We start from the raw sequence: 25,195 nt of genomic DNA on the forward strand, positions 1-25,195 counted from the left end.
GTGGATCTTGGAGGTGCTGGGAGTGTGAGGCGGCCGGGCGGAGTAGGATTCGCGGCGGGCCGCCCGGTACCCGGGGTGGTGCGCACCTCCGGTGGGGGTGCCCCAGCGCACCGCATTCGATCACGCATCGAGGAACGACAGTTGACCCCGTACTCCCTGGCGTTCTACATGGACGTCGTCGCCACCGGCACCGTGCTCGGCGTGCGGCCCACGGACTCTCCCGACCGCGTCACCGAGGTCCTGGGGTCGAACTTCGGTGAGAACAACTTCGACGACCGCAGCATGTGCCGTGACTACGGTCTGACCGAGTTCCACTGGGACCGCGCGTGCGCCGACCACCCCTGGTCGGGCCACCACTTCACCTTGCAGGTTCATAGGCTCGCCTGCCGGGGCGGCGCGCTCGCCAACGAGGCGCTTCGCGCCCGGTACGGCCGGTTCACCCCCAGGCTTCGGTTCGAGAAGCTGCAGCGCCTGCTGCAACGGCGCGGCGTCCCCCTACTGGAGGTCCCGGAAGTGCCAGCGAACGCACCGTACTACCGGACGTTTTGGCAGCCCGATTCCCACGTGGCTGTATCCGTCATCGGTATGTACGGCGAATACAGCACGCCGGACGACCTACGAGTCGGCGATGTGTATCGCATCCATGCCCCGATGACGGCCGAGGAAGTGGAGTGGCGGAGGGCCCGGGTCGGGTAGCGCCCGGGGCGACTGGCACCTTCAGACAACTTCCCGACGGCCCAGCAGAGCTGCAGCCACATGCCCCGCGCAGACCCGCTCGTGGAGGAACCTTCCTATCAGTCACAGTAAGTGACAGATCAGCAGTACGGACACAGTCTCAGGCACCTGCCGCTACCTGCCACTGACGGCCCGTCCCGCTCCCCGGCTTCGCGCCGCCTCTTACGGTGCGATACCGAGCCGCGGCGAGGCCGACGGCGATGCCAGCAGGCTCCGTCGTTGGTCTCCTCGATGAGAAAGCGGCGATTCGGCGACAGCCCGCTGCGGTGCTCGTAGGATGCCTGGATGCCCAAGCCGATACGGATGAGCCGCACGTGGGTTGCCGCGTGGGCGGTGCTGTGCGCGGCCGCCCTCGCCGCCACCGCCAAACTGAACGCCTCCTCGGCACCGGACCCGCAGCCCGAGAAGCCCGTCAGCGCCGAGTGCGCCGCGTTCATCGCGAACATCGAGAGGCAGCTGGCCAAGGCCGAGCAGGATGGCAAGGGAGACGGAGCGCTGGCCTTCTCGCGAGTCAAGGCCGGCGCCGAGGACGACTGCCGCGACGATCTCCGCAACCACTTCCGTGGCGATCGGTGAGCCGGGGTACCTGGCTCGCCGCGATGGCCGGGCTGACTGTCGTCAGTGCCGGGGCGATCATCACGGTGTGCGCCACGTCGGAACCGGAACCGGAGCCGCGGCCCACGCCGCCGCGGGTGTACTCCTCCTGTCTGGCGGCTGACACCAAGCCGGTGCCTGCGGACGGCGACCCGTGCGGCGGCCACTGAAGAACGGGGGCCTTCCGCCATGAGGAGGCTCATGCTCGTCACTGACAGCGAGTCGAGCCACGGCCACTTGACTTCCGTCAGGCGGCCGTGGGCGGGGAGAGCCAACTGGCACCGACACTCGTGGAAGCACGACCGGCGCCGGTCGCCATACGCAAGCGCCTGACTCCGGGCCTCCGGGCATCTCGCCTACGGCCTTGGCCGCTGCGGCACCGGGTCGGCGTTGGGCTGTAGGAAGCGCTGCAGGATCAGTCGCAGGGTGGGGAGTTGATCGGCCGGGCTGAACGACGGGTCGGTGGCGGCGCTGGTGTAGAGAGCGGCGATGAGTGCCATGACCCAGGCCGCGGCGTCGTCCGGGTCCAGGGCGGAGTCGATCCGGCCGCTCGCGGCCGCGCGCTTCAGCAGAGCGGTGAGGGTGGACCGCTCCTCGTCGTTGTCACGGCTCAGCAGCGCTTCGAGGTCGGCGTCGCGGTGGGCCTGGATCATCGCCTCCATGACGAGGGCGGGGACCAGCGGCTGCGTGGCGGGGGCGGCGAGGAGGTCGACGGTGTCGAGAAGGGCGGTCCACGGGTCGTCGGAGGCGCGAGCGGCGGCGAGGCGCTCGGACTTTCCGACGCCGTCGTGCTCGTCGTCCTCGAAGACGGCGTGGAAGATCGCGCGCTTGTTGGGGAAGTAGTGGAACAGGTTGCCCGCGCTCATGCCGGCGGCCTTGCAGATTTCCGCGGTGGTGGTGCGCTCGAAGCCTTTGACGGCGAAGAGCTCGGTTGCGGCGTTGATGATGTGCCGGCGGCGAGCACGGTGCTTGGCCGGGTCGACGGTTCTCATCGCGGGCTCCTTCTGGTCGGCTGTCGGCTCGTCACCTAATGATAGATCGAGCGCTCGGTTTATGATGGCGTCGGTTACCGAGGAAGCGAGGGGGAACATGAGCATGAGCAAAAGTCCTGAGGGGGACCCGCAGGCGGACCGGTTCACCGTGCTCGGTCGGTCGACGTGGGGCACCGTGTGCGTCTACGTCGCGTTCGTGCTGGCGGGGGCGGGCGTCGGCTGGCTCGTCGGCATTCTTGCCGACTGGCTGGTGACGCTGCCCTGGGCGCCTTGGCAGGGACCTGCCCGGCTCCTTGCGTCGATCCCAGGGCCCGTGCTGCCCGTTGCGGGTTCGGTGGCGGGGCTGCTGGTCGGACTCGTCGCGCAGCACGAGGAGTTGGTCATTCGCCTGACGGACGAGCGCGTTGTGCTCCGCCGCAAGGGCCGGGACCGGGAGTTCCCGCACGAGGCCATCGCCACGGCGTGCCGGGACGGCAAGTATCTCGTCCTGCTCGGCCACAACGGCGGGGAACTCACGCGGGAGGAGTGCGACCTGGAGGCCGGCCGCGTTGCCGGCGCCTTCAGCGAGCACGGCTACGCGTGGGCGGACGCAGATCCGTACGAAGGCGAGTTCCGCCGCTGGGTCCCGGATACTCCCGAACTGCCGGCAGCCGCAAGCGCCCTCCTCAAGGCCCGCCAAAGGGTCCTGGAGAAGAAAGGGCCATCCGACGACGATGTGCGAGGGCTCCGCGACGAACTGGCCCGTCTCGGCGTCGTCGTGCGGGACGAGAAGCGACGTCAGTACTGGCGGACGTTCCAGCAGTCGGGTCCAGCCGTGGAATGATCACCCGCCTGCAAGGCAACCAGCCGCCGCAGCGGACCGAAGGGGCCGGCGCCGCCGAACGGCAGAGCTGCCCGAACCCCCTCAGGCTTGATCGGCGGCGCGAGGGTCGACTGACGGCTACGGGACGGGGCGCCGACTCCGGCCATTCTCGGCTCAACTAATCTCGACGCCAATGACGTTCACTCTGCGATCCGGGCAACCGCACCCGAATCGCCACTCGGGAGATGCCAACGCATGCATACGCGACCAACGTCACCTGGAGTGGAACGGACTGGCGGAACATCCGTCCGGATCGGCGCTCTCGTTCCGCTGACTCGGCCCGGCTGGGTCGAGGCCGGCCAACACTTGCTCGCTGGACTCGAGTTGGCCGTTCGCGAAGTCAATGACGCCGGCGGGATTGTCGGAAGGCCGCTCGAGCTGGTGGTCCGGGACACCGCGGCCGATCCACAGAGGGCCGCGGCGCACGTTGAGGAACTGGCTCACCTGGGCGTGGCCGCCTTGGCGGGGGAGTATCACAGCGTCGTCGCGCGCGCCGCTGCTGCCAGGGCCGACGCCGTCGGTCTGCCGTTCCTCTGCTCGTCAGCGGTTCTCGACGCGCTCACCGAACAGCCGACGGACTGGGTCGCGCGCCTCGCCCCGGCGCAGTCCCGCGGCTGGCAGATCTACGCAGACTTCCTCCTCAGCGCGGGCCACAGCCGAATCGCCGTAGCGGCCCAGCCGAGTGTCTACTGGGCGTCCGGGGCCCGCATTCTGCGGGACTACCTCGCTCCACGCGGCGGCACCGTCATCGAACTCGACATGCACGCGCTCGATCCCACGGCGATGTGCGACGAACTCGTCGACACTCGCGCGACAGCCCTTCTCCTTCTGGTCGGCCACCCGGAACCGGCAGTGTCGATCGTCAAGTCTGTCCGCCACGACCAGCGTCTCGCCGAGATCATGATCGGTGCTCCGGCCGGGCAACCGGAGTTCGCCGCATGGGCAACGTTGCTGGGCGACGACGGCGCCGCGATCCCGTTCCTGCGCTACCTGCCCGAGCGCCTCAGCCCACTCGGTGCACGAGTCGAGACGGCCCTCCGTGAGCGGCTCGCCGAAGCGCCCTCCTTCGTCGCCTTCGAGGGCTACGACACGGTCACCGTCCTCGCCGAAGTGCTGCGTTCTCACGGCGCGGACCGGGCGCGTATCGCCGAATCCTGGCCGCGCGTTGCAGTCGAAGGCACCCGCGGGCAGATCCGGTTCTCCCGCACGCCAGGCATCAGCGTGTGGCAATGGGCTTGGGCGCCGATCCAAGTCGTCGATCGAGACCCGGCGGAACCCGATCGCTTTCGGGTCCTCCACTCCGGCTGAGAGCGCTCGGCGGTCCGACTGTCCTGATCTGTCCTGCACTTGAGGTTGTCAACCCGTCGACCTGCCTAGCGGCGGCCAGTTCCGCGAACCGACGGGTGGCCAGGTGCGCTGAGGCGAGGATGCCGCCTGCCGCGCCCAGTGCCAACAGGGGGACAGCGACACGTCTTCGCCGGCCAGAACCGCGAAGTCGGGCGGAGGGTCGCCGAGCAAGTCCACGGTGTCCCGATCGATGCTGCCCTGCGCCAGCTTGGCACCCGCGACGCCGGGGAGCCGTCCCAGGGCGCGCAGGTCGGACGCGCCGAGATGCTGACCGGTGCGATAGGGGATGTGAACGATCGGCGCAGCCATGTCTTCCGCGGCACCATCACGTCACCGCCGCAGCGGTCGTCATCCGGCTCCGCTCGTGATCGGGCCGGACGGACGTCAGGCCAGCTTCTTGTACATGTGGACATCCTCGGCTGCGCCGGGGATCCCCAGAGTCCTGCCCGTCTCGACGTAGCCGTGGCGCTGATAGAACGCAGGGGCCTGGAACGTGAACGACGAGACGCACGCACGGTCGCAGCCACGGCGGCGTGCCTCCTCCTCCGCGGCCAGAAGGAGCTTGCTGCCCCATCCATCCCTGCGGCTTTCCTCGCGGACCCAGAGCATCTCGATGCCGAGCAGCCCTCCCCAAGTCCACGCGGACAGACCCCCGATGAGCGCTTGCGCGTCGTCGACGACCTTCACCGACAGCGCACCTTGATCGGCGGCAGTGGTACCTGTGGCGGGGAAATTGACCTCGTCCAGCCCTTGGGACAACCGCTCGTTGAGTACCGAGTCACGGTGGCCGACGCTCAACGTCACATTCGTATGATCAATCGCCATGCCGCCGAGTGTGGCACAGGCGCGCGAACCCAAGATCGCTGGGACAGACCCTGGTAGAGCACGGCGAGTTGTCGGGTCTGGGCGATCAGGACGCCTCGGGAGTCCCCGATGTCGCAGTCCTCCTCGTGGCAACCGCCGGCAAGCCGCGCGACTGCAGCTGCGGCTGCGCCGGCCGGTAGGGGCCGCTGGGCGGCCCGGGGCGCGACGGTTCGTGCGTGCGCCCCGGCCCGCAGCAGCTACAGATAGTCGTCTACAGACGGTTCCTGGTTTCTGGGAGGCAGTGGCTGGGGGGTCCTGCGCCGGTGGGTGTAAACCCAGATGATTACCGCGGCGACGGCCAGAAGACCGGCACCCACGGCCCAGATGAAGTAGCCACCCGTGGTGTCCGGGGACGCAGATTGTTCGGATTCCGATTCCGGCGCGATGCCGTTGGAGTAGTCCTCGGGCTCATTGCCGCCCGAGTAGTTGATGGTGCGCGCCTTGGGCCGGCCGGACAAACCGAGTACGACCCTGCCGTCCCGATCCCGGGTGATGTTCTGGAAGGAATCCTGCACTGCCTTCGGCAGGTCGGCGTGCTGCCGGCGGAATGCCGACGAACCCATCTTGTCGAGTGGGACATTGCTGAAGTCCACCCCACCATGGGTGTAGGTCACCTGGTAGGTCTTGCCGTTGATCGTCTTCAGCCGCTTGATGTTGAACTCTTTCTTGTTGTACGACTCGACGTAATCGTCGAAGACCTTGCGCGGAGACCACTGCTTCAAGGCCGGCCATCGACTGACGTCACCGCTGTCGACCATCGAGGCCAGCGCGCCGGGACGACGCTGGCGGTACCATTCGGCCGCGACGCGGCTCAGGTATACGCGGCGCAGTTCGGCGAATTCGGGCGCGTCGTTGACGGCATTTTCCACCCTGGGCAGAATCACTGTGCGGAATGCCGACTCCATGCGCTTGTCGGGAACGGCGCATGAGGCCGAGCCGCCGCCGTGTTGCTTCAGATACTCGGTCTCCATTTTCACTTCCAGCGGCGCGTCGACGATGTACAGTCCGCCGTTCTCCTCGTATACGGATGCGGGCTTCGGCACGATCCACTGCCGCATGTTGATGCAGCGTCTGCCCACTACATCGCTCGATTCCCAGAATTTCTTGCCGGTAGCCGTGTCAGGGTGGAGCAGCCGGCCGACGACCTTCTTCATCCGGAAGTCCGCCTCGAGGAGGATCCGGCCCACATCCGTCCCACCGAGCTTGGCGTCCACAATGCGATTGGGCTCGCTGGGGTTGAGATTGACCCAGAACGTCGACGGGGGCAGGCTCAGCCATACGAAGAACGCATCGGACATCTGAGCCGCGGCGACCTTTCCGTCGGTCACCTTGCGGTCATCGCCCTTGTCATTTCCCTTTGCCGGAGCGGCGTCGAGGGCATAGCGCAGTTGGCCGTTCTCGTCCTCGGACAGGTAGCGCAGTTCCAGGGTGGAGAAGTCGATCCCGCCGGGGTCGGCACCCTGATGGAGTGCCGTGGCACCGGCGCCCTTGGGGGCGGGGTTGCCGGGAGGCTGGAAGAGATGGCCGCCCATCACCGCCGGGGCATCGGGACCGGTGGGCATGCCGAGGCTCTTCCATTTCTCGAACCCCTTCTGGAGCAAGCTGTCCGAGTCTTCTCCCTTACTCAGCTTGTCCTTCGCCTCTGGGGTGCCTTCTTTCTTGAGCTTTGCCCGGCTCTCCAGATCGGTGACGAACTTCATGGTCTTCATGTCGTGGAACCAGCGGCTTTTCATGTTCTGCTGGCACCTGCTCGGGGAGACGTCGCAGGGTATCTTCTCCGACAGCCCGCTCGGCACCTTGTCGTGTGCGCCGGACATCTGCTTCTTGAGGAACCAATAGGCCACCCGCTCGGAGTGCATCCGTCCGCTCTTGAGGTCGGCCTTCAGGTCCGGGTCGGTACGCATGTCCCACCGAAAGCTCGGCGTGGACGACGTCCGCCAGTCGACGGGAGTCTTTCCGTCGGCTTCGAGGAGGGGTTTTCCCTCGGGATCCACGAGGTGCAGTTGCCCGCTCGGGTCCCGTTGGTAGAGGTCGATGAGCGCGACTTGGCTGTTCTGCGCGAACCCACTGACATTGGCTGTGACGATGACCCAGTTCACCTGGGTCTCTCCGCGTTGCTCGGCCCACTCGAACTCCGCCACGTTACGGGCCCAGCTGACGAATTCGTCTGGATTACCGCTGTTCTGGGTGAGGAACGTATGCCGTTGGCGATAGATGAGGATCGGTAGGTGCTGGGGATCGCCCTCGTCGGCCGGCCAGAGGACGTATCCGTGGCTGTAGGGCCCCGCGTAAGACGCAGGCGGCGCGACGAGCGCACCGAACAGGAGCGTGATCAGCGCCAGCAGTAGGACCAACCCGCGACGCAGGGCCTGGGTCGGTGAGGGGACCAGACGTAAGTGAACCACCGAGCGCATCATGGGCACTCCGATCTTGAGTTGTATGGTGCGCGGCTGCGGGGTGGTGAGGGGTGGTGAATTGTGCAGACGTTCCTAGCACTCGGCGGCGATCTGGTCCAGCATCGCGCCCCACCAATTCCGGTCGTCCGTCGTTACCGTGTGGTCGCGAGCACACAGCTGCCGCCAGACGTCTGCCACGGCATCCTCGAGTGTTTCCTGGGTCACCACATCCAGGTCCAGCACCCTGGTCTGGAAGATCCCCAGGAACAACACGAAGAGCGCGATATTGGAATTGATCAGTCGGTTGTACTGGGGAATGTCGTCCAGGTAGAACACCCGATCGGTGGCCACCTCGACGGCGAAGAGGTATCCGGGCTCGTCGCCTTCGGCCACGGCGACATACTCGTGTCCTAGCTGAGAGGTGGAATCGAGAAGGCGCTCGTCGTGGAGGGGGACGATGTCCCGCACCTGGACCGTGGGCAGGCCCACGGTCGTGAGGAACTCGCGGGTCGGCGTCGACAGGCGCGGGCTGACCAGGTCCGACGGAACGGGCCGGAGCCGATCCCCCCAGATGCGGCGAATCTCGTCCACGGTGACATCACCGATCTGGCTTTGGCTCTGGTTTTGGTTCTGGCCGGAATCCTCTGCCATCTTCTGCGGTTTCCTCTCTCCCTTGGCTGCTCGGTCGACCGACCGTATCCCGTTCGTCGATGGTGGCGATTTCCTATCGAAGCGCGCTCAGACTGCTTTCGGCGGCTACGGCTTCATCGGGCGGGATCGTTGGTTGTGCGGCGTCCTTCGGTGACCTGGACTCGCCACCGGGTGTTGGAGCTGCGTCGACCCCGATGGATCATGGTGCGGGGGAGAGGGCGAACTGCCCCTGGAGTGCAGGCTCGTGGGGCAGCCGATGTCGGTCGTGGCCTGTTTCGTGTCGCAGGAACCAGATGGTTCGGAAACCCTTCGAAGCCGCGGCACGGTCCGTGGCCCCCCGCGGGTCATGTCGCTTTACCGGGTTCCGCCTCGCAGATCCGTATCTCATGTGTACGGAGGCGAGTTGTTGCCCTCCTGGGGTGACCGGGCCAGGGCGTTGTGCCGAACATTGGGTCGATCGTTCCTGGGGCACAAGTGGACATACGTAAGGGGAGAGTCGCGTTAGGCACCGTCGAGTGGTTTACGGTTCTCGTCCGTGTGAATGTACTTCCGCTGTGTCGCTCGTATGCCAAGAGTGATGCGCGATGAGCACACAGGATATGAGCACTTCAGACGTCAGCATTCCGGCCACCGAGAACAGGAACGTATCGAGCGAGGAGCAAGTCGCTCCGGATACCTCACGCACCTCACACACCTCGCGCCCCTCACCAACGCCGCACGGTTCAGCGCCCTCGCGGCGTTCCGTGGTCACGGCGACCGGTGCCTCGGCGCTCGCTGCCGGGCTCACCGCCGCATCCGCCGCGCCCGCGACCGCGTTGAGCCCCGCCACCGCACCCTCGACGGCGCCGGCCGCGGTGCCGCCCGGCGTCGACCGCAAGGCGTTCACCACGGTCGCCCGCGCCATCGTCGTCTACGACGAACACGACAAACCCCTCGTCCCGTCCTACGTGAAAGCCATCGAGAACGGCCTGCCCGCCAGCCGGGCGAAGGCTACGAAGCGGGTCCTGATCGTCGGGGCCGGGCCAGCCGGCCTGCTCGCCGCCGACCTGCTCAACCGGGCGGGCCACGATGTCGTCGTGATCGAGGCCAACGGCAATCGCGTCGGCGGTCGTATCAAGACGTTCCGCAAGGGCGGCCACGAGAACGGGGAGCAGCCCTTCGCCGACCCCAAGCAGTACGCCGAGGCCGGTGCCATGCGGCTGCCCGACAGTCACCCGCTCCTCATGGCGCTGACCAAGAAGTTCGACCTCACGCTCCAGGAGTTCTACCTGGTGGATGTCGAGGTCGGCGACCCGACGAAGCGGGCCAACCGCACCTGGATCCATGTGAACGGCGTCCGCATGCGCCGAGCCGATTACGAGAAGAACCCCGAGAAGATCAACGACACTTTCGGTGTCACGGGCCCCCACCGCACGCAGACCGCCTCCGCCATCCTCGCGCAGGCTCTCGAACCCGCACACCGGCTCATCCGGGGCAAGGAGGGCACGGCCCTCGTCAACGGGTGGGTCAAGGTCCTCAAGAAGTACGGCCACTGGTCCATGTACCGGTACCTCACCGAAGTCGCCAAGCTCGACACCAGGACCATCGATCTCATCGGCACCGTCCAGAACCTGACCTCACGGCTGCATCTCTCCTTCCTGCACAGCTTCCTGTCCAGCGCGCTGATCGACCCCAAGACCAAGTTCTGGGAGATCAAGGGCGGCACCGGGAAGCTCGCTGACGCGCTGTACGCGCCCGTGAAGGGCAAGGTGAGGCTCGACAGGCGCGCCGTACACATCGAACGCCATGGCGGCAAGGTCAGGGTGCACACCGTTTCCGAGGGCTGCCAGACCGGCGAGGGGGGTGTCACGGAGGTCTTCGAGGGTGACGAGGCGATCATCACCGTCCCCTTCTCCGGACTGCGCCACGTGCCCTTCGACCCTCCCCTGACCTACGGCAAGCGCCGGGCCATCACGGAACTGCACTACGACGCCGCGACCAAGGTGCTGCTGGAGTTCTCCCGCCGCTGGTGGGAGTTCACCGAGGAGCAGTGGAAGGAGACGCTGAACTCCATCGAGGACAAGCTCTACGACAAGTACCGGTCGGGCCAGGTCAAGGACGGCAAGTACCTCGGCGCGCACAAGTCCGTGAAGGGCCTGGGGGTGACGATCCCCGACGAACTCAAGAAGTGCTTCGCCGCCTTCCGCCCCGTCATGAGCGGCGAACCCGATGCCGCCCACACCCGCGGAGGCGGCTCCGTGAGCGACAACGCCAACCGTTTCGTGTACTTCGAGCACTCAGGGGGTGCGGAAGTCGGGGACGGAGGCATCACGCTCGCCTCCTACAGCTGGTCCGACGACGCCCTCAAGTGGGACGCGTTCGCCGACGGCGAGCGGTATCTGCGCGCGCTCGCCGGTCTGCAGGCCATCTACGGTCGCCGCTGCGAGGTCTTCTTCACCAACAAGTGCAAGACCCAGTCGTGGATGCGCGACCACTATGCCTATGGTGAGGCTTCGGTGCTCTTCCCGGGCCAGCACGCGGAGCTGTTCCCCGACATCCCCAGCTCCGAAGGGCCGCTGCATTTCGCGGGGGACCACACCTCCATCAAGCCGGCCTGGATCGAAGGCGCCCTCGAATCCGCCGTCCGGACGGCATTGAAGGTCCACACGGGCTGACAGGGGAGGTAGGTCGGCCAGGACGGCGCCCCGCTCGTCGGGACGCCGTCCTGGGCTCCCCGTCCGCTCAGCACCCCGTGGTGCGCTCGTGGCGAAGTCGATTACTTTCCACGTCGAGTCCGTAGGGGAGTTGGGCGGTGGCACGCTGGTCGTGCGGGCCACTGAAAGGGCAGCGGTGTCACGCCGCGGTTTCCGCGTCGTCCAGAGGGATGACCCGAGCCGTGGCGCTGGCGGTGGCGATCACGGTGTCGTCCGCGTCGGTCAGCGAAGCTTCCAGGAAGGCGATATCGCCTACTCGATGCACTACGCGACCGTTCCCGAAAAGTCGCCCGGGACGGGCCGGGCGGAGGAACGACGTCTTCAACTCCAGGGTGGACTGAAACTGGTCGGACTGGAGTGTGGCGAGAAGAGCGGGGCCGACCGTGTCGTAGAGCATGGCCGCGAGAAAGGCCCCCAGCACGTTGCCCATCGGATTGGTGAAGTCCTCGGTCGCGTTGAACGCCAGACGCATCGTGCCGTTCTCGACGTCCGCGTCGAGGAATTCCCACCCCAGGGTGGCCGCCGCACGCGGCAGCGGCGAGCGCCCCTCCACCGCATCCCAGAACGAGCCGGGTCGTCCCCTCATCACATCTCCCTGGGCGACTGCCTGGCGCCGTCGTGCCGTCCATCCCTTCCCCGCGGTCCCTTCACCTGTCGCTCACCCACGGATGCTCACCCGAACAGCGCCACACAAGACAGCGCCACACAAGAGAGACCCTGAACGTCTTGCCGGCCGCGGTCACTCACCAGCACACGAAGTGACCACGACCACCGGGACCGTGAAGGCTTCCCGGCAACGCGATGACGTGAAGACGGGCCGGTGGGGACGGTGCTGCCGAAGTGGTGATCAGGCCGGCGGCGCGTCACTTTCTGCGGTCGGCTCGGCCTCGTCCTCGCGACGGACTTCGGCGGACCGGGTGAGGTGGTTGGCGCGTAACGCGGTGGGCACCCCAAGGGCGGAGACGGCAGCGAAGCCGAACAGGAGCCAGCGCGCGGAGTCAACGGTCGACGGCCCACCCACGTTGACCAAGAGGCCGGCGAGGGCTGCACCGAATGCGGTGGACATCGTCAGTACGGTCGCGATCGCCGCGGCGGCCTTCTCCCCTTCCTGTTCGTCTGTCGTGCCGGCCATCGCGGCCACGGACAGGTGAGGCATGGCCAGACCGATGCCCGTGCCCCCGAGCAGGAGGACCGGCAGCCAGGTGAGGGCGCCGAGCAGCGATGCGTCGCGATGCTGCAACAGGGCGAGCGCAGCAAGCCCGGCGGCCAGGAGGCCGGGGCCGGCCACTCGGAGCCACCGCAAGGTCCGTTCCCGGCGTGCCGACGAGCTCACGACCTGACTTGCCGACCAGCCGAGGGACAATGCCGCACCGAAGAACCCGGCAGCGACCGGCGGCAGCCCGCTCAGGCGCTGGCTGAACAGTGGCAGGAAGGTCTCCACGGCAACGCCGGAGGCGAGGAACGCCATGGTCAGGTAAGTCCACCGTAATGCGGAGCCGGCTTGGTAGGTCGCACGGGGAAGGACTCGCACCCTCCTCGCGTACTTCTCCGTCCTGGCAAACGCCACGATCAGCGCCAGCGCCACAGCGATGAACGCCGCCATCACCGCCTGGTTCGAGAGGAGTCCGGCGATGCTCACAGCACCCGCGGCTCCGACAACGAGCAGCAACGCGCCGATCGGTACCGGAGCCGCTTCCGCCTCCGTCCGGCTGCCTCGTGACAGCACTCGGGGTACGAACGCCGCCATCGCCCCCGAGGCGAGGGCGAGCACGACGAACGCCGGCCGCCAGGATCCGAACTGCGCGAAGAATCCACCCAGAGCTGGTCCGACGAAGTTACCCAGGCCGAACATGGCGGAGACCAACGCGCTGCCACGTGCCCACAGATGGCGCGGCAGTACGGAGCGAATCAGGGCGAACCCCAGGCCCGTCAGCAGGCCTGCCCCGAACCCCTGCGCGCCACGGCCGAGCAGCAGCACCGGCATGGCCGGGCTTATCGCGCAGACCACCGAGCCTGTGGCGAAGACGCCGAAGCCGATCAGGTAGGAGGCGACGTTGCCACGCCGGGACAGCACCCGGCTCACGAGCATGGTCGCCGCGACTTGGGCCACCAGGAACACGGTCATGTTCCACGAGTAGAGGCGTTCACCGCCGATGTCCGCGACCGCCGTCGGCAACAGGCTCGCGGCCAGGTAGATGTTGACGGCGCCGACGAGTACGCCACCGGCCAGCACCACGACGGTACCGAAATGACTGTCACGTGCCCGCCAGGCCCCGACGCTCTGACTGCTTTCCACGCGCGATCTCCGTCCTGTGTTGATCCTTTCCGCGCATCATGGCGGGGCCGGGAGACCCGGTAATCGGGAAAAACGGACGTGACTCGCGTCACATGCACCTGCCGTCGGACGCCGTGCTCGTCCCCCTCTGCATGGCCGGGCTGCCGACCATGAGCGGCGTCGGGTGCTCTCGGCACTGGCGAGAAGTCGATCGCCTGTGCAGGCACGCCCCGGATCGGTCAAAGGCTCCAGGCAGGCAGCGGGAAGAGATCACTTTTGGCGCGGGAGGCGGCAAGCCCAGTGCGTCGACGTGCTCTTCTGTGCTCCTGGCCAGGGCGGACTCGTCGCGGCGCACATCCGGCTGAGTCCGGTTCCGGGCCGAAGGCGACCACGGTCATCGGTTGTCGGTGCGCCGAGGAGGTCATCGAAGAAGTGCGGGCGTAGGCAGCCATCCGTCTCTCCAGATCGCCACCTGACCAACCCGGCGAACCTACGCGGTCACATCAAGAGCCAGCCCGCGAAGCGACTCGGCTTCCGTGCGAAGGGCGATGATCCGGCCGATCAGATCCCGGTAGGACCAGCCTGCCCCCGTCGCCGCCGCGCCCACGCCGCTGAGGGGTCGCAGGCCGGGGCAGGCGTTGACCTCGAGGCAGTGGGGGACGCCATCCGTATCGCAGCGGAAGTCGATGCGGGAATAGTCCTGCACTCCCAGGCCCAGTGCCTCGTGCGCGCCCCATGCCTGATCGCGCAGGCACGAGGCAAGTTTGAGTGGGATGTCCGCAGGGCTGTGGCAGCGTACGGATTCGGGGCGGGATTTGGTTTCGTAGTCGAAGAGGCGTCCCCTGTATTGGATCTCGACCACCGGCAGCACGGTGCGGCCGATCACGCTCACGGTGAACTCCCGCCCGGCCAGGAATGGCGTGGCGATCAGCACCTCGCCCGCGGGTGCGCTCGAGGAGACGCGCGCAAGCTCGTCGGCGTCATCGGCCAGCCGGAGCTCCAGATGGGAGGTGCCCCAGTTGGACTTGACCACCACCGGGCCCTGTCCCAGCAGCTGCGACACCGGTTGCGGCACCGGCTGGTCCGACGCTGCCGGGAAGCGGACGCTGTCCGTGACGGTGACACCCGATTCCCGCAGGAGCGCCAGCGTACGGTGCTTGTCCCACGCCAGGCTGCACTGCGCGCTGGCCGCACCTGCGAAGGGGATCTCCGCCATCTCCAGCAGCGCCTGGAGGTGCCCGTCGCCGCCCCATCCGCCGTGCAGTGCCGGGAATGTCAGATCGACGCCGCGCAGGAGCGGAAGCACCGTCCCGGCGGTGAGGGAGTGGCACATCAGCTGTCGCCTCTTCCCCTCGTCGAGCCGGCCCCGAGGGCCCGCCGCGTCGCGGGGCAGCGCGCTCGTGGTCCGGGTCGGGCCGGCCAGTACGGGTTCTTCGGCGGCCGGGTCGACCATCTGAACCTCGTGCCCGAGCTCCACCATGGCTGCGGCCACCGCCACCCCGGACTCCAGGGAGATGCCCCGCTCCGGGCTCGCCCCGCCGCACAGAACAGCGATCTTCATATGCCAAAGCCTTGCAACGCCCTGTCGTCGCGTTTCGGTATTCCGCTGAACGTGGGCACGGCGCAGCCGGTACTCGGTGGTGGTCCTGAGGGCGGGGGGACGCGGTCGACAGCAGTACGCAGGAGTGCGGCGGCCGGGCTGAACCCGGCTCGGCATCCATCGCCTCAGCCGAAACCGGGCGACCCAAGCCGCCACTCACCACCCCGCCCACGCTGCTGAACCGACCCCGTGCAAGTGCCCCCGTTGGTGACGGAACTCCACACCTGCAGCACGAGGAATGAGTCACCATGAAGCATGCAACCGGATGACTGGCACCTCTCCGAAGACGTCAACGACTTTCTCGCCCGAGCCGGAGACTTCCTGCGCTCGCGCCCCACCCTGCACACCATGCCGCTGACGGTGACCGAGAAGCTGCGAACAGGCGAGGCGGACGCATACGGCGCCCCAGCGCCCGTCTTCGGCCGACTGGAGCGAGCGGGCGAGGTCCGCGCCATCTTCTACCGCCTCCCGTCCCGTGGCCTGAGCCTCACCCCCCTCACCCCCGAGCATGCCGACAACCTCGCCGCCCACCTGGCCGCCCTCGGGCACTCCCTTCCGTACGTCAGCGCGGAGCGCAGCACCGCCACTGCTTTCGCCGAGGCATGGCAGCGGCACACCGGCGCAGTGCCGACACTCAGCAAGCGGATCCGTCTGTACCGTCTCGGCACGCTCACCCCACCGGAGCCGCTCCCAGAGGGCCGGGGTCGTCTCGTGGGCGAGCAGGACCATGAACAACTCGTTGGCTGGTGCGGCGAGTTCGTCGACACCGTCGGAGAGGTCCCCGCCGTGGACGCCGGCTCCTGGGCCGGCTCGCGCTTCGCCGACAAGCACTTCACGTTCTGGGAGACCCCGGACGGTACTCCCGTCTCCATGGCGGGCTCGACGTCGATGGTCGCCGGCATGGTCCGGGTGGACCCCGTCTACACCCCGGCTCGTCTCCGGGGCCGTGGCTACGGGGGCGCCGTGACGGTCGAGGTGAGCAGGGCCGCGCTGGCCGCGGGCGCAACGGAGGTCGTGCTGTTCGCGAACCCTGCCAACCCCACCAGCAACGCCCTCTACCAGCGAATCGGATACGTCCCGGTTACCGACTTCGCCGCGTACGACTTCTCAGGTGCGGTGCCGGAGCGCAACTAGTGGTTGGTCTCGCATCGTTGGGTGGGCAGCCGACGTTCCGCCTGACGGTCAGCAAAACTGTCCCCAGGACCTGCCCTCTGGGAGGTGGTGGCGATCGGTGAGCGGGTGCGCGAGCATTCCAGCCGGGAGACGCTGCGTCGCATCCCCGCTCTCCGGCAAGGTCTCCTGGCAGGCTGAACGCGTCGAGCGCAGCCAGCCGGTGCTGTGAGCCACTTCAACGGCCAGGACGCCTCGTGAGCGCCGTCGCCATCGACGGCGTCGACGGCCACATCGCGATACCCCCGTAGTGCCTGCTTGCCGAACTCTGCTTCGTGTTTGCCCGGCTCAGGAATCGAACGAGACGGTCCCTGGGGTTGAGACCTGTAGAGCCCTCCTCCTGGCTGATCGGCGCTTTGACCAGGGGCGATCGGGCGGCGGAGGTGTGGTGTCGGCGGCATGTCGGGGGCTGTAGGTCCGGTGTCGGTGGCAGATCGAGGACTGTCGGTCCGATGTCGGCGGGGTCTGGCAGCTTTCGAGAGGTCCTGCCGGGTGCCCATCCGGCTGTGGGTTGGAGAAGGGGATCTCTCATGCATGACGTAGTGATCGTGGGCGCCGGCCCGGTTGGTCTGTTCCTTGCCTGCGAGCTTGGCCTCGTGGGCTGCTCTGTCCTGGTGCTTGAGCGGGAGCCGGAGCCCCACTCCCCGTTCAAGGCGCAGCCGCTCGGAATGCGGGGCCTGTCCGTCGCGTCGGTCGAGGCGTTCTACCGCCGCGGGATGCTGCACCCGCTGCGGACGGCGTCGGGTGCCCACGACGATTTCGACGGGAATCCCGGCCCGAACCCCGACGCGGACGAGCCGTCACCCCCGCGTGGCGTGGGCCATTTCGCCGGCATGGTGCTCGATCCGGCCAAGGTCGACGTCGCCGCCCTGCCGTTCCGGCTTCCCGGCCCGGCGACGGAGCACATGCTGACGTACCTCGAAGCGGTCGAGACGGTGCTGTCCGAGCAGGCTTCCCACCTCGGCGTGGAGATCAGGCGCGGCGTCACGGTCTCAGCCATCGCGCAAGACGACGAGAGCGTGGTCGCGCACGCCGGCGAGCACGAGTTCGCCGCGCGCTGGGTCGTCGGCTGCGATGGCGGGCGCAGTGCGGTGCGTCGGCTCGCGGGCTTCGAATTCATCGGCACCCAGCCGCAGTTCACCGGCTACACCATGCACGCCACCGTCGCCGATCCCGAGAAGCTGCGCCCTTGGTTCAACCTGACGCCGACGGGCATGTACCTCCAGATGCCCACGCAAGGGCACATCGGCATGATGGACTTCGACGGCGGCGCGTTCGATCGCTCACAGCAGCCGACTCGCGACCATCTCCAGGCGGTTCTGCGCCATGTATCCGGCACCGACGTGACACTGAGCGACGTACACATCGCCTCGAGCTTCACCGATCGGGCGATGCAGACGACGACCTACCGGCGCGGACGCGTCCTGCTCGCGGGCGACGCCGCTCACATCCACTCGCCCCTTGGCGGGCAGGGGCTCAACACCGGCATCGGCGACGCCATGAACCTGGGTTGGAAGCTCGCGGCGACCGTGCACGGGTACGCGCCGGACGGGCTGCTCGACACCTACACCCGCGAGCGCCATCCGATCGGCGCAGCGGTGCTCGACTGGTCGCGCGCCCAGGTGGCGGCCATGCGGCCGGACCCGCATGGCCAGGCGGTCCAAGGAGTGATGCGCGACCTGATCGAGACCCGTGACGGAACGACCTACGTGTTCGAGAGGATGTCGGGATCGTCGATCCGTTACGAACTTGGCAGCGAGCATCCACTGGTCGGCCGCAACGCCCCGGACCTTCGCCTCGAAGACGGCACTCGCCTCGGCGACCTGATGCGGGACGGACGGGGCGTCGCGCTCGATTTCAGCACCGACGAATACCTGCGCGGTTCAGCGAGGGGCTGGGAGAGCCGGATGCGGTATGCAGCCGGTCCGGCGAGAAACGACCTCGGATTGGGTGCCGTGCTTGTCCGCCCCGACGGCGTGGTCGCCTGGGCAGATGACCGCACCCCCGATCCTGAAGCGTTCGAGCGGGCCGCCGGCCATTGGTTCGGTGGTCCGGAAAGCTGAAGCAGCCGCCCCGTTCTCCTCGGCGGCTACCCTTCGCGCCCGTTTGGCGCCCGCAGGAATGTCAACGTTCTCAGCCACTTTCCTCTCCTCACCCGAGTTCAAGGAGCGCATATGACGATCACTGTCCGACCGGGAAGCACCGTGATGTTCACCGGCGATTCGATCACCGACTGCCAACGGCTGGAGAGCGAAGACGGCCTCGGGTTCGGCTACCCGCTGCGCGTTGCGGGCGAATGGGGACTCCGGCACCCGGACCGGCCCGTGACCTGGCTGAACACCGGGATCGGCGGCAACAAGGTGAGCGACCTCGAAGCCCGCTGGCAGGCGGACGTACTCGACGCCCGCCCGGACGTGGTGTCGATCCTCGTCGGGGTCAACGACATGGGCTGGCACACGCTGGACCCGGAGGGGCACGTGATCCCCATGGAGGAGTTCGAAGCGGGTTACGACCGCCTGCTTGCGCCCCTCGCCGAGGCGGGCACGAAGCTGATCCTCATCGAGCCGTTCCTCCTGCCGATCCACGGCGTCGTCGAGGCCGGTGTCGCACTCATCGGAGAGGAAGAGCGGAAGGAATGGCGCACCGACCTGGACCCGAAGATCCAGGTCGTGCGCAAGCTCGCCCGCAAGTACGGCGCGCAACTGCTCGCCGCCGACGGTATGTTCGCCGAGCTCGCCGCGACGACCGGGCCGGAGTACTGGGCCGCGGACGGCGTACACCCGACGCCGGCCGGTCACGCCGCACTCGCGGCGGCCTGGCTGCGCCTGGTCGCGTGACCGGGCCTCGCGATCACCCGCGCCACCGGCGATCGCGAGGAGGTTCGCCGGCTGGGCCGCCCCGGGCGGGCCGCAGGAACCTGGGCTGGGTCATGCCGAGCCCGAACAGCCCGCCTCCCGGCATCGCGATCGCCTCGGCGATCCTTCGTGCCGAGCCTTCGTGGTGGTCCCTGATCCCTCCGCTGTAGCGTTCACCTCTTATCCATTGCAATGACCAAAGCGGCTGTCGTTGCGTTATCGCCGAGACCGTTGCAACAGTTTCCTGCGCTTCACCTGCATGAATGTTGATTCTGTGCAACGAACGTGTTGTCGAACTTTGGAAAGCAACGTAGCTTTTCCGGAGTCAGAAACAACGAGCGAGCACAGGAGAGCACGATGCAGAAGTTCGACACCCCCGCCCCGATCGCCGCCGTCCTGAACATCCCCGCCGGACGCGTCCAGTTCATCGCCGCAGACCGCGCAGACACCACCGTCGAGGTCCTGCCCGCCAACCCCTCCAAGAGCCGCGACACCAAGGCCGCCGAGCAGACCACCGTCGCCTACGCCGACGGCGTCCTGCGGATCCACGCCCCCGAGCCCAAGAACCAGCTCGTCGGCCCTTCCGGATCCCTGGAGATCACCGTTCAGCTGCCCGCCGGCTCCCGCATCGAGGCCAAGGCCGCCAGCGCCGAACTCCGGGCCGTCGGCCGCCTCGGCGACGTCGCCTTCGACGGCGCGTACCGCCAGATCAAGATCGATGAGGCCGCGAGCGTCCGCCTCACCGCGACCGACGGCGACGTCGAGGTCGGCCGGCTGGGCGGACCTGCGGAGATCAGCACCGCGAGGGGTGACATCCGGATCGCCGAGGCCGTGCGCGGCAAGGTCGTGCTCCGGACCCAGTCCGGTGACATTTCGGTCGCCGCCGCAGTCTCGGCCTCCCTGGACGCCGGCACCTCCTACGGCCGCATCAGCAACGACCTCAAGAACGACGGCACCCCCGAACTCGACATCCACGCGACCACCTCCCAGGGCGACATCACCGCCCGCAGCCTCTGAAGAAGCAGAACCAGGACGGTCCGGCCGGGCCCACCGCGATCGAGATCCTCTCGGTCGTCGCCGAGGGCGCGGCCGTCCGTCCCGAGGCGCTGCGATCCACGTGCAGGGCCTGAACAAGCCGTACAAGACGCCTCACACGACCAGGTGGAACACTTGACGAAGAACAGCATTTCCTCGACCGGTTCGCAGTGGACCGGCACGGTGCCGGTCGACGATACGGCCCTGGCCGTCACCGACACCGGCGGTCCCGGTATCCCCGTGGTCTACCTCAGTTCGCCACCCAGGGGTACTGGCGGCGGGTCATCGCCGAACTGGGAACGGGTTGGCGGCACATCACCTATGACGAGCGGGCCCGCGGCAAATCGAAGCGTTCGGCGGACTATTCCTTCGAGGCGGCCGTCCGGGACGTCGATGCCGTTCTCGCGGCCAGAGGTGTGGACCGGGCGCTACTGGTGGGCTGGTCCTACGGGGCGGTCGTCGGGGCGCACTGGGCCAACCGGAATCCGGAGCGCGCCCTGGGCGCGGTCCTGGTCGACGGCGCGTTCCCGCACGACTGGCTCGACGAGGCCATGGAGCAGCGGATCCGGAAGCTGTTCCGGCGGATGAGCTGGTTCCTGCCTCTGCTGCGCCCGACGGGCCTGGCCCCGCGGATGACCGCCGAACAGCAGGCGAACAGCAACATCGAGCTCGGCAGGCTCTCCCGCGAGCGCGAGCTGGGCCCCGTGCTGGACAACATCACCGTCCCGGTGCGGTACGCCGTCGCTTCGGGGACGTCCTTCGGGAGCCGCCGTGGTGAGCACGAGCGCATACGCATCAGCCTCGATGCGGTGACCGCCCGCAACCCGAACATCCAGATCAGCGCGAAGGTCGCCAGCAACCACGGCGCGATCCTCAAGAAGGACTTCACGGCCATCGCGGAAGCCGTACGCGAGGTCGCCGCCCTCGACCGCGGGGCGGCGCTGACGACATGACCTGCGGACGGACGACAACTACACGCCCTCGCCGTCGTCATCGTCCAGCTCGACCGCGTCCGGGTCGCGCAGGGGCTGCGGTCCTTCGCGCGGGACGGACGGGGGCGGTGTTCCACCGGTGAACATCGAGGAAACGGCCGCGTTGATCCCCGGAAGGCTTCGGTGTATCGGCGCATCGACCGTACGGCAAAGGTCAGTGATCAGGGAATCTGCGAGTGTTCATGGGAGATGACGGCACTTCGGGAGATCGAGTGCGCCACCTGTCGGGACCTTGGAGAGCAGGGTTCGGTCGGCCGGAGGGCATGCCTGCTTGAGTCTCCAGTAGGGGGAGACAGCAAGGTGGAGGACATGAACGGCGACGCGCTCTACGCGATTGGTGAACTTGCCCGGCGAACCGGGTTGACGGTGAAGACCATCCGGTTCTACTCCGACGCGGGGATCGTGCCGCCGACCGACCGAAGCCCGGCCGGCTACCGGCTCTACGACATCGACGCCGTCACACGTCTCGATCTCGTGCGTACCCTGCGCGACCTCGGACTGGACCTTACCGCCATCAGGAAGGTTCTCGACCGGGAAGTTTCCGTGCCCGAGGTGGCGGCGGCGCATGCCGATGCCCTGGACGTGCAGATTCGTACGCTCCGTCTGCGGCGAGCTGTGCTGAGAGCGGTAGCCAAGCGCGGTTTCACAACCGAGGAATTGGATCTCATGCATAAACTCGCCAAGCTCTCCGACGCCGAACGACAGCGACTCGTCATCGACTTCATCGATGACACCTTCGGCGGCATCGACGCCAACCCCGAGTTCGTGGCCATGATGCGTTCGGCCATGCCCCAACTCCCGGACGATCCCACCCCCGAGCAGGTCGAGGCATGGATCGAACTCGCCGAACTCTGCCAGGACACAGACTTCCGGGCCGCTGTCCGAAGGATGGCCGAGCACCAGGCAGCGGAGCGGACTCAGGGCGACACGACTGGACTGCACCATGAGCTGACCACAGCAGTAAGTGAGCAGGTCGGCGAAGCTCTCGCAGCAGGAATCCGACCGACGTCCGACCGGGCGGCGCCCGTCCTCGATTCCCTCACCGCTCTCTATGCCGAGACGTTCGGACGCTCCGACGACGCTGACCTACGGAGGTGGCTCGTCACCCGGTTGGAGGCCGGCGCGGACCCTCGGGCGGAGCGCTACTGGCAGCTTCTGTCGACCATCAACGGCTGGCCGGTACCGCCTACGCTCGCGCCGGTCTTCCGTTGGTTCATCACCGCTCTGCGCACTCAGCTGAGCCAATGAAGTGCTGCCGGAAGGTGCTGCCGGCCGTCAGGTGCCGGGCGGGCGCAGTCCGGCGACCGCCCATTGCGCCTGCGTGGACAGCCGGCTGAGCGCCTTCGCCGACTCCTTGCCGATCGTGTCCAGCAGGAGCCTGCCGTGTGCCATCGTCGTACGTGCGAGGTGCGCGTCACCGGCCTCGACCGCGGCGAGCGTCAGCTCACGCAGCAGCGGCAGGTCGCCGTCACGGCGGTCGTACTGCGCCGCCCGCAGCACTCCCGCCCGCAGCACCGGATCCGCGGCCTCCTCCCGCGCGCCGAGATCGCCGGAGCGCATCCGCTCCAGCGCCTTTCGGCCCGGGTCGAGGACGATGTCGCGCAGGGGCTGCCGGAAGGAGTCGTCGAGCCGGTACGCGCAGAGCTCGCGGGAGTTGAGCAGGACGTGGTGCGGCTCGGTACGCCGGGCGGCCGACTCCGACACGGCCAGGAGCTCGGCCAGCGGCCGGTCCGGCAGACCCAGTCCCTTGACCAACGCCGCTCGCTGCATGTCCAGTTCGGGGGCGAATTCCTCCCGCGCCTCGTCGTCCGCCGCAGCCACTTCGGCGAGCAGCTCCTCCTCGTCCAGCTCGGTGGAGAGGCGCTCGCACCACTCGGGCAGCCGGACGAGGATCTCGAGCGCCTCGCCGACGCTGTCGGCGAGCAGGACGGCGTCCCCCTCGGAGGACGCGTGGAGCACGGCCGTCCCCCCGCACAGGAAGTACGTGCCGCCGGTGTCGTCGCCGGCGATCGGCTCCAGCGACGCGCCGGATGCCAGGTGCACCGCCTCGACGTGGTCCGCTCGGCTCACATCGAAGTTGAACGGAAACGCGGCCAGTTCGGCCAGGTCAGGGCGGGTGCGCAAGAGTTCCAGAACGCGGTCGGTCATACGACCGCACCCTAACGGAGCTCCGGCGAGTACATCCGGCGCAGGTGGCACTGCGCTCGTGACTGCCGCTCATCACGCGCTCACCGCCCAGGCGCGCCCGACGCCGCGATCGATACCGCCTGACGCATGCTCAGGCTGCCCACCATGCGCGCCCAGGTCACCGACACCATCCGCCCGCGCCGAACGCGAAGGGTTCTCGTACGCGGGTTTCCTCGCCGAGCTGTTGATGGCCGAGTGCGAGGAACGCGACCGCTGCCGGGCCGAACGCCGCATCCCATGGCAATGGCAACACTCTTGCTCTTGCAAGTAATATGCAACAAGCTTGGCGGGTCCTTACCTCTTGCCTGCAACGTGGAGCCTTCTCATGCCCCGCCTGATGCCGGATGCCGGACCGCAGCGCGTGCTTGCGGCCTCGAACTTCGTCTACACCGTTGGCAGCGGCCTCTACCTGACCGCCGGGGTGCTCTATTTCACCCAGGCAGTTCACCTACCGGCAGACCAGGTGGGCCTCGGGCTCGGCATCGCCGGCTTTGTCGCGCTGGCCCTGGGCGTCGCGGTCGGCCACCTGGCGGACAGATGCGGGGCACGCGGCGTCTACGCGACCACCCTCGTGATCCAGGCGCTGGCCACGGCCGGCTTCATACTGACGGACAGCTTCTGGCCGTTCGTCCTTGCCGCCGGCGCGGCCGCCGGGGCGAAGGCGGCAGGAATAGCCGCCCGCAGCCCGCTCATCAGACACTACGGAGGGGATCGGCCACAGGAGTTCCGGGCCTATCTCCGCTCGGTGACCAACGTCGGCGTCTCCCTCGGTGCCGTGGGAGCGGGATGGGTTGTTCAGGTGGGCACGGTCACCGCCTACCAGCTCATGGTCATCGGCAACGCGATCGCCTTCGTGGTCTCCGCGGCGCTCCTGGTCTTCCTCCCGCCGGTCACGCCCGTCCCCACCACCGGCGGCCCTCGCTGGATCGCCCTCCGAGACCGCCCCTACCTTCTGCTCACCACTCTCGACGGCATCATGGCCATCCAGTTCAAGGTACTCACCGTGGCCATCCCACTCTGGCTGGTCGGCGCCACCACCGCCCCGCACTGGCTCATCTCGGGCACCATGCTCACCGGCACCGTCATCGTCGTCGCATTCCAGATGCGAGCCAGCCGAAGCGTCGACTCCCCCACAGCCGGCGGAAACGCCTACCGCCGAGCCGGCGTGGCCTTTCTCGTCTCCTGCTCGCTGATCTCCCTGTCCGCAGGGATACCCGCGTGGGCGGCAGCAACTCTGCTCATTGCCGCAGTGGTGATCCACACGGTCGGCGAGCTCTGGCACTCCGCCGCCGGCTTCGAGGTGTCCTTCGCTCTGGCCCCACGGCACGCCACCGGCCAGTATCTGGGCGTGTTCGGTTTGGGCGCCGGACTGGCCGAAGCCCTCGGGCCGGCTCTACTCATCTCGCTCTGCATCACCTGGGGCCGCCCCGGGTGGTATGTCGTGGGAGCCCTGTTCGCACTGACGGGCCTGGCAGCACCACTTGCTGTCCGCTGGGCACAACGCCACCAGCACGCTTGGCACACGCAGCTGGAACCTGTCGAAAAGGCGTCGGCTGCCTGATCCGCCCCGATGCATCGGTGGGTGCCAGATCGAACCGCCTTCCGGAGTCACCACCGGTGGTGCACTTGCTCTGTCACCTGAGTGGCCGCTCGGGCCCCGCTGCGGGGACTGCTTGCCGACGGGCGGGGTATGCGCAACGCCGCTCCCCGTCGGGTACAGAGCTACGGCATCGTGGCCGATGGTCAACTCGCGTCGCATCAGCCATGGACAGTCCGGCGCCACGCCCGGTGGCCCGTAGCGCGCCAACTCGAACAAGGCGACGCAGCGATGTCCGCTGCCACGAACCGAAGCGGTCTGCACCGGGGGTAACTCCTTGGGGCGCCTGGATGGGTGTACGGGACGTCGCGTCGCGGCCGTTGGGCGCGGGGGAGTGCGCTCCTGGCGCG

General features: G+C 67.8%; 22 protein-coding genes. 13 read left to right on the forward strand and 9 right to left on the reverse strand.

Features of this window, described 5'->3' with window-relative positions:
- The first annotated feature begins 141 nt into the window (after positions 1–141).
- The 3 genes from ACIGWZ_RS03640 (at position 142) to ACIGWZ_RS03650 (ending at position 1,499) form a co-directional block, all read left to right on the forward strand.
- Positions 142–696, forward strand: a complete 555-nt coding sequence (locus ACIGWZ_RS03640; protein ID WP_400060386.1) for a hypothetical protein — start codon at positions 142–144, stop codon at positions 694–696.
- Between the two features lie 324 nt (positions 697–1,020).
- Positions 1,021–1,311 carry a hypothetical protein gene (locus tag ACIGWZ_RS03645; RefSeq protein ID WP_400060388.1) on the forward strand — a complete coding sequence of 97 codons (291 nt, stop codon included), beginning with the start codon at positions 1,021–1,023 and terminating at the stop codon, positions 1,309–1,311.
- A complete protein-coding gene (locus ACIGWZ_RS03650; protein WP_400060390.1) occupies positions 1,308–1,499 on the forward strand; it encodes a hypothetical protein in 192 nt (63 codons plus the stop codon). Before ACIGWZ_RS03645 ends, ACIGWZ_RS03650 begins: the two co-directional genes overlap by 4 nt.
- A 186-nt stretch (positions 1,500–1,685) precedes the next feature.
- Here ACIGWZ_RS03650 and ACIGWZ_RS03655 read toward each other — a convergent pair whose 3' ends face one another.
- The gene (locus ACIGWZ_RS03655; RefSeq protein WP_400060392.1) at positions 1,686–2,321 is read right to left on the reverse strand and encodes a TetR/AcrR family transcriptional regulator; all 636 of its coding nucleotides are present in this window, start codon (positions 2,319–2,321) and stop codon (positions 1,686–1,688) included.
- Positions 2,322–2,424: 103 nt separating this feature from the next.
- Here ACIGWZ_RS03655 and ACIGWZ_RS03660 point away from each other — a divergent pair, with 103 nt between their 5' ends.
- Positions 2,425–3,144, forward strand: coding sequence for a hypothetical protein (locus ACIGWZ_RS03660; RefSeq protein ID WP_400060394.1), 720 nt, complete (start codon positions 2,425–2,427; stop codon positions 3,142–3,144).
- 234 nt (positions 3,145–3,378) lie between these two features.
- Entirely contained in the window at positions 3,379–4,491 is a 1,113-nt protein-coding gene (locus ACIGWZ_RS03665) for an ABC transporter substrate-binding protein (RefSeq protein ID WP_400060396.1), read from the forward strand.
- A gap of 48 nt (positions 4,492–4,539) precedes the next feature.
- Here ACIGWZ_RS03665 and ACIGWZ_RS03670 read toward each other — a convergent pair whose 3' ends face one another.
- From ACIGWZ_RS03670 to ACIGWZ_RS03685, 4 genes are all read right to left on the reverse strand, one after another.
- Positions 4,540–4,839, reverse strand: coding sequence for a dihydrodipicolinate synthase family protein (locus ACIGWZ_RS03670; protein WP_400060398.1), 300 nt, complete (start codon positions 4,837–4,839; stop codon positions 4,540–4,542).
- A 75-nt stretch (positions 4,840–4,914) separates the two neighbouring features.
- Complete coding sequence (locus tag ACIGWZ_RS03675) at positions 4,915–5,355, reverse strand: GNAT family N-acetyltransferase (protein WP_400060400.1); 441 nt, start codon at positions 5,353–5,355, stop codon at positions 4,915–4,917.
- Between the two features lie 236 nt (positions 5,356–5,591).
- A complete protein-coding gene (locus ACIGWZ_RS03680) occupies positions 5,592–7,811 on the reverse strand; it encodes a hypothetical protein (protein WP_400060402.1) in 2,220 nt (739 codons plus the stop codon).
- Positions 7,812–7,883: 72 nt separating this feature from the next.
- On the reverse strand, positions 7,884–8,441 hold the full coding sequence (locus ACIGWZ_RS03685; RefSeq protein WP_400060404.1) for an SUKH-4 family immunity protein: 558 nt from the start codon (positions 8,439–8,441) through the stop codon (positions 7,884–7,886).
- A 584-nt stretch (positions 8,442–9,025) separates the two neighbouring features.
- Between ACIGWZ_RS03685 and ACIGWZ_RS03690 the strand changes: the two genes are divergently transcribed.
- Complete coding sequence (locus ACIGWZ_RS03690; RefSeq protein WP_400060406.1) at positions 9,026–11,095, forward strand: flavin monoamine oxidase family protein; 2,070 nt, start codon at positions 9,026–9,028, stop codon at positions 11,093–11,095.
- 178 nt (positions 11,096–11,273) lie between these two features.
- Here the strand turns inward: ACIGWZ_RS03690 and ACIGWZ_RS03695 are convergent, their stop codons facing one another.
- The 3 genes from ACIGWZ_RS03695 to ACIGWZ_RS03705 all read right to left on the reverse strand — a co-directional run bounded on the left by ACIGWZ_RS03695 (position 11,274) and on the right by ACIGWZ_RS03705 (position 14,970).
- On the reverse strand, positions 11,274–11,720 hold the full coding sequence (locus ACIGWZ_RS03695; RefSeq protein WP_400060408.1) for a PaaI family thioesterase: 447 nt from the start codon (positions 11,718–11,720) through the stop codon (positions 11,274–11,276).
- Between the two features lie 261 nt (positions 11,721–11,981).
- The gene (locus ACIGWZ_RS03700) at positions 11,982–13,430 is read right to left on the reverse strand and encodes an MFS transporter (protein WP_400060410.1); all 1,449 of its coding nucleotides are present in this window, start codon (positions 13,428–13,430) and stop codon (positions 11,982–11,984) included.
- A 469-nt stretch (positions 13,431–13,899) separates the two neighbouring features.
- On the reverse strand, positions 13,900–14,970 hold the full coding sequence (locus tag ACIGWZ_RS03705) for a D-alanine--D-alanine ligase (RefSeq protein ID WP_400060412.1): 1,071 nt from the start codon (positions 14,968–14,970) through the stop codon (positions 13,900–13,902).
- A gap of 294 nt (positions 14,971–15,264) precedes the next feature.
- Between ACIGWZ_RS03705 and ACIGWZ_RS03710 the strand changes: the two genes are divergently transcribed.
- The 6 genes from ACIGWZ_RS03710 to ACIGWZ_RS03735 all read left to right on the forward strand — a co-directional run bounded on the left by ACIGWZ_RS03710 (position 15,265) and on the right by ACIGWZ_RS03735 (position 22,309).
- A complete protein-coding gene (locus ACIGWZ_RS03710; RefSeq protein WP_400060414.1) occupies positions 15,265–16,143 on the forward strand; it encodes a GNAT family N-acetyltransferase in 879 nt (292 codons plus the stop codon).
- A gap of 566 nt (positions 16,144–16,709) precedes the next feature.
- Positions 16,710–18,242, forward strand: coding sequence for an FAD-dependent monooxygenase (locus ACIGWZ_RS03715; protein WP_400060416.1), 1,533 nt, complete (start codon positions 16,710–16,712; stop codon positions 18,240–18,242).
- A gap of 111 nt (positions 18,243–18,353) precedes the next feature.
- Positions 18,354–19,016, forward strand: a complete 663-nt coding sequence (locus ACIGWZ_RS03720) for an SGNH/GDSL hydrolase family protein (RefSeq protein ID WP_400060418.1) — start codon at positions 18,354–18,356, stop codon at positions 19,014–19,016.
- A 375-nt stretch (positions 19,017–19,391) separates the two neighbouring features.
- A complete protein-coding gene (locus tag ACIGWZ_RS03725) occupies positions 19,392–20,051 on the forward strand; it encodes a DUF4097 family beta strand repeat-containing protein (RefSeq protein ID WP_400060420.1) in 660 nt (219 codons plus the stop codon).
- Between the two features lie 188 nt (positions 20,052–20,239).
- The gene (locus ACIGWZ_RS03730; RefSeq protein ID WP_400060422.1) at positions 20,240–21,022 is read left to right on the forward strand and encodes an alpha/beta fold hydrolase; all 783 of its coding nucleotides are present in this window, start codon (positions 20,240–20,242) and stop codon (positions 21,020–21,022) included.
- Positions 21,023–21,370: 348 nt separating this feature from the next.
- Positions 21,371–22,309: a MerR family transcriptional regulator gene (locus ACIGWZ_RS03735; protein WP_400060424.1), complete on the forward strand. Its 939-nt coding sequence runs from the start codon at positions 21,371–21,373 to the stop codon at positions 22,307–22,309.
- 27 nt (positions 22,310–22,336) lie between these two features.
- Here the strand turns inward: ACIGWZ_RS03735 and ACIGWZ_RS03740 are convergent, their stop codons facing one another.
- Entirely contained in the window at positions 22,337–23,209 is an 873-nt protein-coding gene (locus ACIGWZ_RS03740) for a hypothetical protein (protein WP_400060426.1), read from the reverse strand.
- Positions 23,210–23,573: 364 nt separating this feature from the next.
- On the opposite strand from ACIGWZ_RS03740, the gene ACIGWZ_RS03745 reads away from it, so the two are divergent.
- The gene (locus ACIGWZ_RS03745; protein ID WP_400060428.1) at positions 23,574–24,809 is read left to right on the forward strand and encodes an MFS transporter; all 1,236 of its coding nucleotides are present in this window, start codon (positions 23,574–23,576) and stop codon (positions 24,807–24,809) included.
- The last annotated feature ends 386 nt before the right edge of the window (positions 24,810–25,195 follow it).

The organism is Streptomyces sp. NPDC053427 (genome assembly GCF_044544985.1).
Taxonomy (GTDB): Bacteria; Actinomycetota; Actinomycetes; order Streptomycetales; family Streptomycetaceae; genus Streptomyces.

Coding starts and splice junctions, on each gene's coding strand:
- ACIGWZ_RS03660 (WP_400060394.1), top strand. CDS start 2,425: ATGAGCAAAAGTCCTGAGGGGGACCCGCAGGCGGACCGGTTCACCGTG.
- ACIGWZ_RS03705 (WP_400060412.1), bottom strand. CDS start 14,970: ATGAAGATCGCTGTTCTGTGCGGCGGGGCGAGCCCGGAGCGGGGCATC.
- ACIGWZ_RS03680 (WP_400060402.1), bottom strand. CDS start 7,811: ATGATGCGCTCGGTGGTTCACTTACGTCTGGTCCCCTCACCGACCCAG.
- ACIGWZ_RS03675 (WP_400060400.1), bottom strand. CDS start 5,355: ATGGCGATTGATCATACGAATGTGACGTTGAGCGTCGGCCACCGTGAC.
- ACIGWZ_RS03645 (WP_400060388.1), top strand. CDS start 1,021: ATGCCCAAGCCGATACGGATGAGCCGCACGTGGGTTGCCGCGTGGGCG.
- ACIGWZ_RS03740 (WP_400060426.1), bottom strand. CDS start 23,209: ATGACCGACCGCGTTCTGGAACTCTTGCGCACCCGCCCTGACCTGGCC.
- ACIGWZ_RS03715 (WP_400060416.1), top strand. CDS start 16,710: ATGCATGACGTAGTGATCGTGGGCGCCGGCCCGGTTGGTCTGTTCCTT.
- ACIGWZ_RS03745 (WP_400060428.1), top strand. CDS start 23,574: ATGCCCCGCCTGATGCCGGATGCCGGACCGCAGCGCGTGCTTGCGGCC.
- ACIGWZ_RS03690 (WP_400060406.1), top strand. CDS start 9,026: ATGAGCACACAGGATATGAGCACTTCAGACGTCAGCATTCCGGCCACC.
- ACIGWZ_RS03685 (WP_400060404.1), bottom strand. CDS start 8,441: ATGGCAGAGGATTCCGGCCAGAACCAAAACCAGAGCCAAAGCCAGATC.
- ACIGWZ_RS03710 (WP_400060414.1), top strand. CDS start 15,265: ATGCAACCGGATGACTGGCACCTCTCCGAAGACGTCAACGACTTTCTC.
- ACIGWZ_RS03670 (WP_400060398.1), bottom strand. CDS start 4,839: ATGGCTGCGCCGATCGTTCACATCCCCTATCGCACCGGTCAGCATCTC.
- ACIGWZ_RS03665 (WP_400060396.1), top strand. CDS start 3,379: ATGCATACGCGACCAACGTCACCTGGAGTGGAACGGACTGGCGGAACA.
- ACIGWZ_RS03725 (WP_400060420.1), top strand. CDS start 19,392: ATGCAGAAGTTCGACACCCCCGCCCCGATCGCCGCCGTCCTGAACATC.
- ACIGWZ_RS03695 (WP_400060408.1), bottom strand. CDS start 11,720: ATGAGGGGACGACCCGGCTCGTTCTGGGATGCGGTGGAGGGGCGCTCG.
- ACIGWZ_RS03720 (WP_400060418.1), top strand. CDS start 18,354: ATGACGATCACTGTCCGACCGGGAAGCACCGTGATGTTCACCGGCGAT.
- ACIGWZ_RS03655 (WP_400060392.1), bottom strand. CDS start 2,321: ATGAGAACCGTCGACCCGGCCAAGCACCGTGCTCGCCGCCGGCACATC.
- ACIGWZ_RS03735 (WP_400060424.1), top strand. CDS start 21,371: ATGAACGGCGACGCGCTCTACGCGATTGGTGAACTTGCCCGGCGAACC.